The organism is Arsukibacterium sp. (assembly GCF_036735525.1).
In the GTDB taxonomy this organism is placed as follows: Bacteria; Pseudomonadota; Gammaproteobacteria; order Enterobacterales; family Alteromonadaceae; genus Alishewanella.
In genome coordinates, this window is the sequence record NZ_DAINOE010000012.1 from 26301 (window position 1) to 40917 (window position 14617).

Annotated in this window: 10 protein-coding genes; 6 read left to right on the top strand and 4 right to left on the bottom strand. The window is 51.9% G+C overall.

The features are described 5' to 3' along the window. Window positions 1-21 precede the first annotated feature (21 nt). Window positions 22-2094 (bottom strand): S9 family peptidase, encoded by a 2073-nt coding sequence (locus V7D78_RS04030; RefSeq protein WP_333607144.1) that lies wholly within the window; start codon window positions 2092-2094, stop codon window positions 22-24. A 230-nt stretch (window positions 2095-2324) separates the two neighbouring features. Between V7D78_RS04030 and V7D78_RS04035 the strand changes: the two genes are divergently transcribed. From V7D78_RS04035 to V7D78_RS04050, 4 genes are all read left to right on the top strand, one after another. After that, window positions 2325-3128 (top strand): TlpA family protein disulfide reductase, encoded by an 804-nt coding sequence (locus V7D78_RS04035; RefSeq protein ID WP_333607145.1) that lies wholly within the window; start codon window positions 2325-2327, stop codon window positions 3126-3128. A 98-nt stretch (window positions 3129-3226) separates the two neighbouring features. Next, window positions 3227-4222: a Fe(3+) ABC transporter substrate-binding protein gene (locus tag V7D78_RS04040; protein WP_333607175.1), complete on the top strand. Its 996-nt coding sequence runs from the start codon at window positions 3227-3229 to the stop codon at window positions 4220-4222. Window positions 4223-4294: 72 nt separating this feature from the next. Further along, window positions 4295-5947 carry an ABC transporter permease gene (locus V7D78_RS04045; RefSeq protein WP_333607176.1) on the top strand — a complete coding sequence of 551 codons (1653 nt, stop codon included), beginning with the start codon at window positions 4295-4297 and terminating at the stop codon, window positions 5945-5947. Further along, window positions 5947-6990, top strand: a complete 1044-nt coding sequence (locus V7D78_RS04050; protein WP_333607146.1) for an ABC transporter ATP-binding protein — start codon at window positions 5947-5949, stop codon at window positions 6988-6990. The genes V7D78_RS04045 and V7D78_RS04050 overlap by 1 nt, the downstream gene beginning before the upstream one ends. A 27-nt stretch (window positions 6991-7017) precedes the next feature. Here V7D78_RS04050 and V7D78_RS04055 read toward each other — a convergent pair whose 3' ends face one another. From V7D78_RS04055 to V7D78_RS04065, 3 genes are all read right to left on the bottom strand, one after another. Continuing rightward, window positions 7018-8919, bottom strand: a complete 1902-nt coding sequence (locus tag V7D78_RS04055; protein ID WP_333607147.1) for a hypothetical protein — start codon at window positions 8917-8919, stop codon at window positions 7018-7020. Window positions 8920-9064: 145 nt separating this feature from the next. Continuing rightward, window positions 9065-10288, bottom strand: a complete 1224-nt coding sequence (locus V7D78_RS04060) for an E22 family MetX-like putative esterase (RefSeq protein ID WP_333607148.1) — start codon at window positions 10286-10288, stop codon at window positions 9065-9067. A 10-nt stretch (window positions 10289-10298) separates the two neighbouring features. Further along, window positions 10299-11600: a GntP family permease gene (locus V7D78_RS04065; protein ID WP_333607149.1), complete on the bottom strand. Its 1302-nt coding sequence runs from the start codon at window positions 11598-11600 to the stop codon at window positions 10299-10301. A gap of 170 nt (window positions 11601-11770) precedes the next feature. On the opposite strand from V7D78_RS04065, the gene V7D78_RS04070 reads away from it, so the two are divergent. Both V7D78_RS04070 and V7D78_RS04075 read left to right on the top strand, forming a co-directional pair. Next, window positions 11771-14077: a TonB-dependent receptor gene (locus tag V7D78_RS04070; RefSeq protein WP_333607150.1), complete on the top strand. Its 2307-nt coding sequence runs from the start codon at window positions 11771-11773 to the stop codon at window positions 14075-14077. Window positions 14078-14143: 66 nt separating this feature from the next. Beyond that, on the top strand, window positions 14144-14617 hold a 474-nt coding region (locus V7D78_RS04075), incomplete at its 3' end, for a response regulator (protein WP_333607151.1).

Genomic DNA, 14617 nt, shown 5'->3' on the forward strand with positions numbered 1-14617 from the left:
GAATAATTGTGCCCCTGGCGGTTAGTCGCTGGTACCCGCGCCAAGGAAGCGTTCTAGCCAGCCCTGGAACTCACTGAACCAGAAAAGTGAATTATTGGGTTTTAATATCCAGTGGTTTTCGTTAGGGAAGTATACCAAGCGCGCATCCAGCCCTTTGCCTTTGTACACACCATACACCTCTAAGCCCTGGGTTGCCGGCACCCGGTAGTCCAGTTCACCGTGGATCACCAGCATAGGGGTGACAAACTTATCGGCATGCATGGCCGGGCTCCATTGGAGCATGGTCTCAAGGCCATCCCAGGGCGCACCACCATAGGCATGTACCCGGTGTGAGGTGCCGTCTGAGGCAAATTGGCCCATCAGGTTGTAGACGCCGGCGTGATTAATCAGCGCTTTATAGCGATCGGTATGGCCGGCAATCCAGCTGACCAGATAACCACCATAGCTGCCGCCGGCGGCGGCTAAGCGGTTTTCATCAATAAAGCCGCGCGCTAGCATATAGTCGACTGCGGCTTCGCTGTCGATAAAGGGTTTGGTTGGGTGTTCGCCATGAATCGACAGCGCAAACTCTTGGCCAAAACTGGTTGAGCCATGAAAGTTCGGCATGATGGTGACATAACCCGGCGCGGCAAACGCCTGCGGGTTCCAGCGGAAGCTAAAGCCGTCGCCAAAAAAGCCATGCGGGCCGCCGTGTAACAGGTTCAGTAACGGCCATTTTTTGCTGGCGTCAAAGTTAGGCGGGTAAATCACATACATTTGAATAGCCTTACTGTCAGCGCCGGTATAGCTGACCTCTTCTACCTTACCCCAGGCGATACTTTGCTGCAGTTCACGGTTAAACTGGGTGAGTTGGGTCAGATTGCGGCCATTGGTTTGCAGTTTAAATAACTCCGGGAACTGGCTGATACCATCCTGCACCACCAGCAGTTGGTTGTTTGCTGCCACCGCTAAGCCGCTGTTACTTTGATTACGCAGCACTTCACGCACCTTACCGCCACTGGCTGGCAGGGCAAAAATCGAGTTTTTCGCCCGATCGCCGGCCTGGAAGAACAGCGTTTTGCCATCGCGGCTAAATTGCCAGTTGCCGGGCGATAAATCCAGCTCGGGCGCCAGTGACAGCCTGTTGCCCGTGCGCAGATCGTAACGGATGAGTTTTACATTATCGGCATAGAAATCGCTGCGGTTGCGCTGGCCGTATACCAGATAGCGGCCATCCGGGCTAAATAGCGGGTTAGTGTCACTGGCCGGATTATCGGCAGTAATATTGGTGTACTGGCCACTGCCATCCAGAGTTAACAGCAGAATGTCGTTATTCAGCTCATCATAAGGCGGCAGGCTGGTAATGGCGCTTAACGCCAGGGTTTTGCCATCCGGCGCTATGTCATAATCGACACCACCACCTATATTGAACCAGCACGCCCAACCCGGGGTGAGCTCGGATACCTGCTCAGTGGCCAGTTCTAGTTTGAATAAGCGTGGAAAGTTATCATCGGTTAACCAACGATCCCAGTGCCGGTAAACACGGTTTTCGGTGACTTTAGCGCTGACTTTACTGTTTTTTTGCTCTGTTAACGTTTTACCAAGGGCGTTAAAGTCACCGTCAAAATTGGCCGGTACCTGCGCCATAAAAATAATGGCCTTGCCATCAGGCGTAAAACGCGGCGCTGACACGCCCACCGGCAGTTTGGTCACTTGCCGGGCTTCGCCACCCTTGCTGTTCATCACAAATAGCTGGTTGCTGCTGTTGCCGCGCCTTGCGACAAAGGCCAGTTGCTGAGCATTGGGGCTCCACTGCACGCCACTTTCACTGCCCTCATCAAAGGTTAGCTGGGTTTGCCGGCCAGAGGCGATGTCCAGAAGGTACAGATCCGCGTTACCCCGATCGGTGGTTACATCATAGCGGGTAGCGGTAAACAGCGCTTGCTTGCCATCGGGTGACACAACTGGGCTACCGATGCGGGTGGCCTGCCATAAGTCGTTAGCAGTAATAGGCCGGGTCTCGCTGGCCTGGGCGATGCTGCCCAAGCTTAATAGTAAGCCCGTCAGCAGTAAGCCTGCTTTAAGTGTGTTAAATCGCGAAGAAATAGCGTTCATAATTATCCCTGTTAAGGGTCCAATATTGTATAGCAATTTCTGCAGCTTAGCACAGCCATGGCGCCAAGGCAGGGCAGGCTGCGGTTGACCGCCCGCATGTTGCGATAAAATTTAATGAACATAACAGCCGTGTGCTTTTATCCTGCTCACTGACCGCTTCAGCGGCCTTAGTCTGCCACTGACCGCTAAAGTGAGGCATAATCTAGGGCGTTATTTTTTGAGGACTGCTGATGACAGCTATTATCTTGGGCCCGCTAGCCTTGCCACTTTCTCCTATGCTGTTGCTGATCAGTGTGCTGCTGGGGTTGTTAGTGGCGGCGCTGGTGGCGCGGAAACATAAGGTATCGGTCACCGATCCCTTACTCACCTTATTACTGGGCAGCTTGCTGGTGGGGCGTATAGTCTTTGTAGCCCGTTATGCCGACAGCTTTGATTCAGTGTGGCAGATGCTGGATTTTCGGGACAGGGGCTTTGATCTGGCGGCCACGCTATTGGCGGCGGCAGTGATCTTATGCTGGTTACTGTGGCGGCGCCGTCAGCAGCGCAAGGCTATGCTAGCCGGTGTACTAACGGCGGCTATGCTGCTGGCAGTGTTTAGCTCGGTGATTTATCTGGGACAACAACAGGCGGTGTTACCCGCTTACAGTTTTGAGCGGTTAAATGGCCAGCAGGTTAATCTGGCCGAACTGGGGCAGGGCCAGATCACAGTGGTGAATTTGTGGGCCAGCTGGTGCCCGCCCTGTCGTCGGGAAATGCCGGTATTGCAACAAGCTGAGCAAGATTACCCGCAAGTACGTTTTGTGCTGTTAAATCAGCGCGAGCACCCTGAGCTGGTGCAGCAGTATTTAGAGCAGGCCGGGTTGCAGTTTCAGCATGTGCTGCTGGATCGGCAAGGCCAGTTGGCGACGCAATTGGGCGCGCATGGTTTACCTGTTACCCTGTACTTTGATGGTGAGGGCCAGTTGCTACACAGCCATATGGGTGAAGTATCGGCCGCCAGCTTAAAACAACGGTTACAACAATATATACCGTAAACGTATTGAGAATAATTCGCGTTTGTGGTTAGATAAGCGCCTTGCCATAAGGGCTGATGTCGGAGTGGGCGCAGATGAAAATAAAGTCAGGTTTGTTGATGTTAGCGGCACTGGCCAGTGCCGGTTTGAATAGTGCTTCGTTGTGGGCAAATGAGGTAAATATTTACTCGGCGCGCCAGGAAGAGCTGATTAAGCCCTTACTTGATAAGTTTAGCGCCGACACCGGCATTAAAGTCAATTTAATCACCGGCAATGCTGATGAGTTAATCACCCGTATCAGCAGTGAGGGCCGCAACAGCCCGGCCGATTTGCTGTTGAGCACCGACGTGGGCCGCTTAGCGCGGGCCAAAGAGCAAGGTATTTTACAACAGGTTAGCTCCAACATTCTTGATAGTCAGATCCCCGCAGCTTTGCGTGATCCGGCTGGCTTGTGGTTTGGCTTAACCGTGCGCGCCCGGCCGATTCTGTATGTGCCTACTAAGGTTGACCCGAGCGAGTTATCTACGCTGGCCGATTTAACCTCAGCTAAATGGCGTGGCCGCATTTGTGTGCGCTCGTCCAACAATATTTATAACCAGTCTATGGTGGCGGCGTTAATTGCCCATGATGGTGTGGCCGTTAGTGAGCAGTGGGTCGAAGGATTGGTGCGCAATCTGGCGCGGCCACCGCGCGGTGGCGACAGAGATCAAATAAAAGCCGCGGCGGCCGGGGTCTGTGATATCGCGCTGGCTAACACTTATTATTTAGCCGGCATGCTGGCCGATGCGCGTGATAAAGCCGATGCCGAAAAAGTAGCGGTATTCTGGCCGGATCAGGCTGGTCGTGGTACTCATATCAATATCTCCGGTGCCGGTGTTGCTGCACATGCACCGAATCAGGCTAATGCTATCCGCTTGCTGGAATATATGGTTCAGCCGGCGGCGCAGCAGTGGTATGCCGAGGCCAACCATGAATACCCGGTGCTGGCCGATGTGGCGATCAGTGAGCTGTTAAAAAGTTTTGGTGACTTTAAAGCCGATAGCCTGGAGCTGAGTAAGGTAGCGGAATTAAATGCCGAAGCCATTCGTATTATGGACAGGGCCCGTTGGCGCTAAGGCTTACCGCCTGATGAGGATAAACGCGTGCCGCTGATACGCAGTAAAGCGCACAACAGTCACCGTCTGGCATTGCTGACAGAGGGCTTAAAACACTGGCAAGACAGCTGGCGCTGGGCGGTATTGCTGCCCGCGCTGTTGTTAGCTTTGCCGGTGCTGATGGTGTTTGCCAGTCTGTTCAGCCCACAGTGGGAGCTGTGGGCGCATCTACGCGCCACTGTGTTGGCCGATTATGTCATCAATTCTTTAGTGCTGGCCTTTGGCGTAGGCCTGGGTGCCTTATTGCTGGGTACCGGCAGCGCCTGGCTGGTGGCCAATTATCAGTTTGCCGGCCGGCGTGTGCTGGAATGGCTGTTGCTGCTGCCGCTGGCCATGCCGGCTTACATTATTGCCTATACCTATACCGGCATGCTGGATTTTGCCGGGCCTGTACAAAGTGCGCTGCGTGAGCAGTTTGACTGGCGCTTTGGCGATTATTGGTTTCCAGAAATCCGCTCGCTCGGTGGCGCTATTATTATGCTGTCGCTGGTGCTTTATCCCTATGTTTATATGCTGGCGCGCACCGCCTTTCGTGAGCAGTCCGCCTCGTTGCTCGAAGCCAGCCGTACCTTGGGCTTAACCCCGCGCCAGCATTTCTGGCAGGTGGCCTTACCGTTAGCGCGGCCGGCTATTTTAATCGGTACGGCATTGGCAATGATGGAAGCCTTTGCTGATTACGGTACGGTGCAGTATTTTGGCGTTAATACCTTCACTACCGGCATATTCCGTACCTGGTTTGGTATGGGTAATCAGCTGGCTGCCGCGCAACTGGCCGCCATGCTTAGCAGCTTTGTGCTGTTGTTGCTGATCTTAGAGCGTTGGTCACGGCGCAAAATCCGCTATTTTCATCAGGGACAAAAACACAGCAGTGTCGCCAGGCGTCAGTTAAGTCGGCCGCGGCAGTGTATTGTGCTGGCCTTGTGTTTACTGCCGGCCACACTGGGCTTTGGCTTACCCGCCTGGCAACTGCTGAGCTGGGCGCTGCAAAGCTGGCACACTACACTTGATCAGCAGTTTGCCCGTTTAGTCTGGAACAGTTTTTCGCTGGCAGCGATGGCTGCCGTGCTATCGGTGTTGCTGGCGTTATTATTTGCTTACGCGAAACGCTTGCGCCGCGATCCCTGGGTGCGGCTGCCGGTACAATTTGCTGCACTGGGCTACGCTATTCCGGGCACAGTTATTGCTATTGGCGTGATGCTGCCGCTGGCCTGGTTTGACCGTCATGTTGATTTATTGGCCGAGCAATGGTTTGGGGTGCGCACAGGTTTATTATTGTCAGGCACCATATTTGCGTTACTGCTGGCGTACAGTGTGCGCTTTTTAGCGGTGTCGCTGCACAGTGTCGAGGCTGGGTTGGAGCGCATTAAACCCAGTATGGATAATGCTGCCCGCTCGCTGGGGTTAAGCCCGTTTCAGGTGCTGAAAAAAGTGCATGTACCCTTGCTGCGCGGCAGTGTGCTGACCGCCTTATTGCTGGTGTTTGTTGATGTGCTAAAAGAGCTGCCGGCGACCTTAATTTTGCGGCCCTTTAATTTTAATACGCTGGCGGTACGCACCTATGAGCTGGCGTCAGATGAACGGCTGGCCGATGCCGCTTTACCGGCACTGGCCATAGTGCTGGTGAGTTTATTGCCGGTGATGTTATTGGCCAGAGCCGGAGAGCAGCCCGCTAAAGGAGCAAGCTGATGTTAGCAGTAGAGCAACTGGCGGTCGCCTATGGGCCGCATCAGGTGGTAAACAATATTGGCTTTGCGTTGGCCAAGGGCCAGATTGGCTGTTTAGTCGGCCCTTCTGGCTGCGGCAAAACCACCATTTTACGCGCTATTGCCGGTTTTGAAACGGTGGCGCAGGGTAATATCCGCTTGCAGGGTGAGTTGGTCAGCAGCCCATCCCAGCAGCTCGCTGCTGAGCAGCGCAAGGTCGGCATGGTGTTTCAGGATTTTGCGTTATTTCCGCATTTAAGCGTGGCTGATAACATCAGTTTTGGCTTGCATCAGCAAAGTCGCCAGCAAAAGCAGGCTAAGGTGAAACAGCTGTTACAGTTAGTTGGCCTGCCTGATTTAGCGAATCGCTATATTCATCAGTTATCCGGTGGCCAACAGCAGCGGGTGGCTTTAGCGCGGGCACTGGCGCCAGAGCCACAAGTGCTGCTACTGGATGAGCCCTTTTCCAGCCTGGATGCCGAGCTGCGTGAGGCGCTGGCGCGGGATATCCGGCATATCTTAAAGCAATTACAAATAACGGCAGTGTTAGTCACTCACGATCAGTTTGAAGCCTTTACCATGGCCGATATGATAGGGGTGATGCAGCATGGTCAGCTGCAACAATGGGCCACCCCTTACGAGCTATACCACAAGCCGGCTAACCGTTTTGTCGCTGATTTTATTGGCCGCGGCGTGTTATTACCGGGCATTATGTTAGATACACAGCAGGTGCAAACCTGTCTTGGGGTATTTCAGCAGCGCTATCTGCCGGATGTCACCCCCGGTGCCAAGGTAGATGTATTAATCCGCCCGGATGACATAGTGCACGACGACGACAGTGGCATTACCGCTCAGGTGCTGGATAAATCCTTTCGCGGCTCACATATTTTGTACACCTTGGCGCTGAGCGGCGGCGAGCAGGTGTACTGTCTGGCCTTAAGCCACCACAACCATGCCATTGGCGAGCAAATCGGCATCCGCCTCGATTTAGACCACCTGGTGTTGTTTCCACGGTTGCTGGATTAACAACACAACTGATCAGTCTGTGCTTGGCTATCCAGGCTCAGGTCCGGTTTTTGGGGGCAGCTGCTGTTGGCTGGCTGCCACGTCTTGCTCGGGTTGTTGCAACAAGCCTTGCTCGTTATTAACCGGCATGGCGCGTGATTGTTGATTGATCTGGTGTATGTGCTCGGTGTTGGCTAAATCCTGCTGATTCTTAATACTGGCGATGGTTTCCCTTGCCGCCAGGAAGCTACGCATATCGCTAACGATGGCCTGTAACTCTTCCGGTGTTTCGTCCATTTCCAGAATATAGCGTTGGTGTTCAAGATTCTTTTTGCCGCTATCGGCAAAGGTGCTGCTAAGCAAGCGGCTGCATAACACCCAGGGCGTGATAGACGCGCGCATCACATAGTTTTCTGATGCCGTTGAATCATAGATACCCTTGCCGGTGGTGAGCTTGCTCTCAGTGTAGGTGCCCTCACATTTTAAAAAGACAATCAGAGAGTTAAAGGTCAGCTCAGCAAACAGGATGCGGCTGTTGTTCAGTAATAAATGCCCAAAGGTGGCACAAATTAACCAGACAAAAAGCATATTCACTAAAAACTGCAGTTCACTGAGCAGCGCTTGCAAGCTGGTTAAATAAGCCTCACTTTGCTCAGGCAGTTGCTTCAGCTGTTCAGTAAGGTTTAGTAAAGTTTCGGCTTCGAACAGCAGATAAAACAGCAATAGCGGGCCACTTAATAACAGCAGCTGGGCGGCAAAAGTAGTCCATAACCGCAAATAGGTATAGAAGGGACTGACAGGCAGCGGTTCAGGCACAGGCTGCGTTTCTATCATTACCTTGCCATTAAAATCGCCCTTACTTTGTGACTGTTCATTCAGATTGGGCATCTGATGTTGATATACCCTGTTAGGGATTTCTTTGTAGCGGCGGTTAGCCATCACAATATTGTCAATATTGACAAACAGCTCTCTGGGATGGATGTTTTCCTGCCAGTTAGTTCTAAACTCTGATACCCGGGTATGCGCTTTGATCACGGCAGAGCGTAACGTCAGTTGCCATACCGTTGTTGCACCAATGGCCAGCATTAACACTAGGGTTAGCAATAACAGCGAGACGATTGATAACCCCTGCAAATCAAACGGCTCCAGCCATTGTAACATGGGCTGAAATTCCTCCACAGCGCGGGCTTTATTGATCAAAAACCCCAGAATGGCCGGCGCTAAAATGGCTAGCACAATAATCCGCACAATTTTGGATTTATTCTCGGTTTTAATTTCGGTATAAAGTTCGCGCTGCAAGCTGGCGACAGCACTCCGCCAGCGCAATACCAGGTAGAGCATCAGCAACACCGAAAACAGCGGCAGTAGCAGTTCTCCGGTTTCACCTATCAGCCCGGTCAGACACACAAAGGCAGTAATCGCAAACGAAATTAAGGCAATGACGGTATCAATCACCGCGCCGGCAAAACGTTGCGCCATATTCCGCAGCGGGGGTGGGAAGAAAATCAGCTTTTGCAGTAATGACAACACAAAATGGGCCACCGGGCCATCTGGCTCAGCAAAGGTGGTATTTTTGCGGCCCATCAGCATTTGCTCAAGTTCAGTGGGCTGATACTTAGTGGCTTCTTGCTGGGCTTTTTGTTGCTGCTCAGCGGCTCGGCTGCTATCGGTGGCCAGTGAGCTGGGCGCACTGCGACCGACATAAAACCTTAGCATATCGGCAATGCCGCGGCTGCTGATGGTCAGGCCGCTGCCCAGTAATACTACACCTATTGCCGTGTACAGCCAGCCCAGAGCTGTGCCATTGCCTGCTTGCAACATGGGCACCACCTGGAACAGCGGGTATAAACTAAGACCGGAGATAATCAGGCCACGGCACAGGTTTAAAAAACCATAAGCACGAAAGGGGTTGCGGATGCCCAGCGAGTCACTACCGTAATCAAAGGCCATGCTAACGTCCTTGTATATAGACAGAGTCAGCTAAAGCATAACTGCTTTGGCGCAGAGATCAACGAAAGCGAAATGAAAATAAACGGGGCATCCTAAACCAGCGATACCCCTCCAGGAAAACAGTATAAAGCGATTGCAAATTCGACTAGTTTAAAAATTCAGTGATAAGCTCAGCGACAGCACCAATGCCGACTACGCCGTCTAAATGCCCCCAATCACCGGGGATTTCAGCATAATCAACGTTTTTACCCTGCGCCTGCATCACATCGGCGCTGTGCCTGGACATCTGTGGCAGCAGCAATTGATCGCCGGCGGCCGGTAAAAACAGCGTTTTAGCCTTGATTTGGCTTAATGCTTGCTGCCAGTCATCGCCCATGCCAGCGCGGAATAACTGTGAGGCCCGCACCAGGTATAAAATATGGTTGGCATCCTGCACCCTGGCGCGCAGCGCAGCATGCTCACGCAGTTGCTGCCAGGCAGAGAAGGGCGCCAAAATGTCGGTGTGTGGCGCCTGGTCAGTGGCCGGTGCCGGGTAGCGCAGGTTAAAGCCATTAGGGTGAACAGCATCCTGAATAATGTAAGACAGCGCAGTAATCAGGCCCTGCTCAGGTTGGCCTTTTTCGTAGTAATCGCCGTTATGCCAGTTGGGATCCGTTTTTATCGGGTAGGCCCAGCGCTCTAAGCGCACCGCTGCCCAGGCATCCATATAGGCTGAGCCAATGACTGGTATTAAACGTTTAACGCGCTCTGGGTAACGGCTTGCCCACTCAATGGCCTGAAACGAGCCCATAGAGGCACCCATTACTGCATGCAGGCTGTCTATGCCCAGACTATCCAGCAAGGCTTTTTGCACTTCGACAAAATCACCAATAGTGACTACCGGAAAGCTTAAACCATAGGGTTTGCCGGTCGCCGGGTTTATGGTGGCGGGGCCAGTGGTAATGACATTAGGGTCAAACACATTGGCATTGGCCAGCGTATCAACGCTTATCACATAAAAAGTGTTGGTATCTATGGCTTTGCCGGGGCCAATAATGGCATCCCAATAGCCGGCTGCGGCATCTTCAGGGGTATATTTACCGGCGGCATGCGAGCTGCCTGAGAAAAAGTGCGTAATAAGAATAACATTAGATTTATCCTCATTCAGTGTACCGTAGGCTTCCCAACCCACCCGCACCGGACTGATGCTAACGCCGCTTTCGGTGGTAAAGTGCTCAAGTTCAAATGCTTGTTTCGTCACCAGCAAAGGCGGCTGTGTAACGGGCTGTTGCTGTTGGCTTGGCGCCTGCTGGGCTTGCTGCTGTGCTGGCTGCGGTTCACAGCCCAGTAGCGTTACCGTCAGCAGTATCAGTAAGGGTAAACGTGTCATTTAAAGCTCCTTAAAACCACTGAAACAGCATGATCGCCAGTACCACACCTAATAACGGCATCAGTACGCTGACTACCGCCATTGGCCAGTAGGCATTTTGGTGGGTCTCGCCACAAATAGCACGAATGGTGGTCACCACATAGCCGTTATGCGGCAGTGAATCGAGTGCTCCCGATGAAATGGCCACTACCCGGTGTAATTGCTCGGCATCTACCCCTCTGTCTAAATAGGTGGGGGCAATTTCCGGCAGGGCTATCGCCTGACCACCGGATGCCGAGCCGGTTAAGCCGGCAATAGCACTGACCGCCACAGCGGCACCCACTAATTCCGGGCCGGGCAGGTGCGTCATATAGGCCACTACATCACTAAACGCCGGTGTTAATCGGGCGACACTGCCAAAACCGACTACTGCGGCAGTGTTACCTATTGCCAGTAAGGCACCCAGTACACCCTCGTTAGTGGCGGCGGCCGGGTTGGCTAAAAAGCGGAAGTTCATCAGGTATAAGCTGACGACACCCCCAGCCAATGCAATAATCAGTGCCGCCTGTTGTAGTTGATCATGCAATAAAAACGAAGTGACAAGCACCACGAGTAACGGAATTAAGCCGGTTACCCAGTGTGGCAAGGGTTTGTCCGATAAGGTCGGGTCGCTGGCGCGGCTGATAAAATGCTCACCGTTTTTCACCGCATGCTTAATCATCCACATCAGGCTGAAATAACCGGCAACAGCCATAAAGGCGGCCACTACCAAGCTCACTTCCCAGCCAGCATAGGGGGTAGTGCCTAAATAAGGAATTGGGATCCAGTTCTGAATTTCCGGCGAGCCGGCCGAGGTCATGGTAAAGGTGACGGAACCCAGCGCCAGGGTTGCCGGAATAAAGCGCCGTGGTAAATTGGCACCTTTAAATAAGCTGACCGCCATGGGGTAGGCAGAGAAAGCCACTACAAACAGACTCACGCCGCCGTAAGTCAGTACCGCACAGGCCAGTACTATGGCCAATACCGCCCGGGTATGGCCCAGCCGTTTTACTATCGCCAGTGCCACCGCATCAGCAGCACCAGTATGCTCCATCAGTTTGCCAAATAAAGAGCCTAATAGAAACATTAAAAACCAGGCGGCGACAAAACCCGAAAAACCTTGCATGTAACCATGCACAAAGTCTATTTTATCAGCCACTTGCCAAAAGGGTATGCCATTGGTTAATGCCACCAGTAAGGCGCAGAGCGGCGCAGTAATAAACAGGTTAAAGCCCCGCATGGTAAAGACAATGAGCAAACCAAGCCCCAGTAACAACCCTAAGATACTTAGCATCAGACAATCCTTATTATCATTTTCAGTTAGTCTGATACAGCTTGCCGCTGTCCACCATAGTACTAAGGTACAGGTTAAACTTTCTGCAATCGGGGCTACAGTATGGGCATAACACTACACCTGAACATGTCACCTGAATAACACTAAGCACGATCAACAGGAGAGCCAAGATGGCCTATAACAATAAAAGTGATGTCGTAATAAATCGCCGACCTTTATTTCAACCCAGCGTATTAGCTCTGGCCATCAGCAGCTGTTTGGCGATGCCTGCCCTGGCGCAAGACGCTGAAAAAGATGCTGAATTGAAGCTGGAACGCATTGAAGTGACCGCGCGTCGTACTGTAGAAAGCTTGCAGGAAGTCCCGGTAGCCGTCACCTCAATTGGCGCCGATGCTATCGCCGAACGTGGTTTAGCCTCAGTGGTTGAAATTCAGCAGTTTTCGCCTAACACCACTCTGCAGGCCAGCCGGGGTACCAACTCTACGCTAACCGCTTTTATCCGAGGTGTTGGTCAGGAAGATCCGCTTTGGGGTTATGAGCCTGGGGTCGGTATCTATATTGATGATGTTTATGTTGCGCGGCCACAAGGTGCGGTGCTGGATATCTTAAACGTGGAACGTATTGAAGTACTGCGTGGCCCGCAAGGCACGCTTTATGGTAAAAATACTATAGGTGGCGCGCTGAAATATGTTACCCGTGAAATGACTGGTGACACTGAGTTCTCGATCAGCGGTACAGTTGGCAGCTACAACCAGCGTGATGTCAAAATGACCGGCCAACTGCCGTTAATTGATAATAAACTCTATATCGGCTTTGGCTATGCCAACTTGCAGCGCGATGGGTATGGCGAGTTTTTAACTTCGGCCCTCGCTAATCAAGACCGCGAAAACTACAACAAAGATTTACAGGCTTTTCGGTTAACACTGGAATTCCGGCCGCAGGATAACCTGTTTTTCCGGCTGAATTATGACAAAACAGACGATAAATCTAATGCCAAAGGCGGTTTTCGTTTAGTTCCCAGCTTATTAACTAATGCCCCAGTACCTGATAGCGTATACGACTCTTACACCAGCTTGCCCACCTGGAATAAAGTTGAAACCGAAGGCCTGAGTCTGACCGCCGCCTGGGACATTAATGATAACTTTACGCTTAAATCCATTACTTCAGATCGTAAGAGCTATTCACCGACCAATATCGACTTTGACAACACTTCTCTGCAAATTTTTGATGTACCAGCTATTTATGACGATAAAAGTTTTACCCAGGAATTTCAGTTAAATTATCAGACCGATAACTTCAAAATGGTATCGGGTGTGTATTATTACACCGCTGAATCTTGTGGTGTATTTGATGCCATCCTGGGTGTACTGGGACAGTCATTAGGTGCGCCGGGCTTAACCCGTGAAGTGGGCGGGTGCAGCAATGGCGATAGCACAGCCGTATTTTCACAGGGCAGTTATCAGTTTAATGACAAGTGGTCGATGACCGCAGGTTTGCGTTACACCCGTGATGAAAAAGATGCCATAGTGCGTAATGGCTTAATTTTTAACATTGTTTATCCCGAAAGTGGTTGGGTACCAGGCTATGTGCGCCCTGACGGTTTAACCACGCCAGTGGTACTGGATGACAACGCCAGCTGGACAAAGCTGACACCGAAACTGGGTGTTGAGTACAAACACAGCCGCGATACCATGTTTTTTGCCAGCTTTAGCCAGGGCTTTAAGTCAGGTACCTTTAACCCACGCGCCACTACTGCAGAACCTGCCGCTAACCCAGAAACGGTTAACTCCTTTGAGATTGGTGTTAAAAGCGATATTACCGATACGCTGCGCTTAAATGCCACGCTGTTCCAGCTGGATCACAAAGACCGCCAGTATATCTCGGTGATCCCGGATCCGAATGATGCCTCTGCCCTGAATCAGCGTTTAGGTAACGTCGGTCGCTCAGAAGCCACCGGTGCAGAGTTTGAAATGTTATGGTTAGCTAGTCGCAACCTGAACATCTATGCCAATCTGGGTTTAATTGATGCCAAATTCAAAGAAGTGGTTCAATTTCAACCCGGAGTGGGTCAGGTAGATATTTCAGACCGCTTTACCATTACCAATACTCCTAAAACCACGGCGACTATCGGCTTTAGTTACGATATGCCAACCAGCTTTGGTGATGTGATATTCAATGGTAACTATGCCTACCGCAGCAAGTACGATTTGGTGGAGCTGGATAACCTGTTATCGCAGGATGCCTATGGCTTGTTAAATCTGGGCGTCAGCTGGATCAGCAAAGATGGCCGCTGGAGCGCCGGTTTACACGCTAAAAATGTCACCGACGAGCAGTACCTGATTGGTAACTACGCCTTTATTTCGCCAGATCCAGCCAATCCGGGCGGCTTCCTGCCAGGTTTGGGCGGCGATAATACTCTGATCGGCTATTATGGTGCGCCGCGCACTATTAGCATGACAGTAGGTTACCGTTTCTAAGCTAAAAACACTTGCCGGGGCGTCAGCCCCGGTACATTATGGGCAAAATGCTCAGAAGTACTGCTTATGATTGCTATTATTGCTGATGATCACCCGTTATTCCGGGTGGCGTTATCTCAGGCCAGCGCTGCTATTCTCGGCAGTGATGCCACCTTACTGCAAGCGCAAACCATGCAACAAGTCTGGCCCTTATTGCGCCAGCACCCCGATACTCACTTTATTTTTCTGGATTTAAATATGCCAGGCTCAGACGGCTTTACCGGACTGAGTGCGTTGCGTACCGAATACCCGGATGTACCGGTGATTATGGTTTCGGCAGAAGAAGACCCCATCATCATTAAACAGGCTCTGGCACTGGGTGCTGCAGCCTATATTCCTAAATCTGCGCCGCTGGAACGGCTGGCCGATGCCATCAGCGCCGTACTAAACGGTGACAGCTGGCTGCCGCCTGAGTTAGCCGAAGATGTGAAAAATGCCAGGCCACTGATTGATAACGATTTTGCCGAGCGCTTAGAGCAATTGACCCCACAACAGTTTCGT

Excerpts from the sequence above, each read along its gene's own strand:
- V7D78_RS04030 (WP_333607144.1), bottom strand. The coding sequence starts at position 2,094 with ATGAACGCTATTTCTTCGCGATTTAACACACTTAAAGCAGGCTTACTG.
- V7D78_RS04035 (WP_333607145.1), top strand. The coding sequence starts at position 2,325 with ATGACAGCTATTATCTTGGGCCCGCTAGCCTTGCCACTTTCTCCTATG.
- V7D78_RS04040 (WP_333607175.1), top strand. The coding sequence starts at position 3,227 with ATGTTAGCGGCACTGGCCAGTGCCGGTTTGAATAGTGCTTCGTTGTGG.
- V7D78_RS04050 (WP_333607146.1), top strand. The coding sequence starts at position 5,947 with ATGTTAGCAGTAGAGCAACTGGCGGTCGCCTATGGGCCGCATCAGGTG.
- V7D78_RS04055 (WP_333607147.1), bottom strand. The coding sequence starts at position 8,919 with ATGGCCTTTGATTACGGTAGTGACTCGCTGGGCATCCGCAACCCCTTT.
- V7D78_RS04060 (WP_333607148.1), bottom strand. The coding sequence starts at position 10,288 with ATGACACGTTTACCCTTACTGATACTGCTGACGGTAACGCTACTGGGC.
- V7D78_RS04065 (WP_333607149.1), bottom strand. The coding sequence starts at position 11,600 with ATGCTAAGTATCTTAGGGTTGTTACTGGGGCTTGGTTTGCTCATTGTC.
- V7D78_RS04070 (WP_333607150.1), top strand. The coding sequence starts at position 11,771 with ATGGCCTATAACAATAAAAGTGATGTCGTAATAAATCGCCGACCTTTA.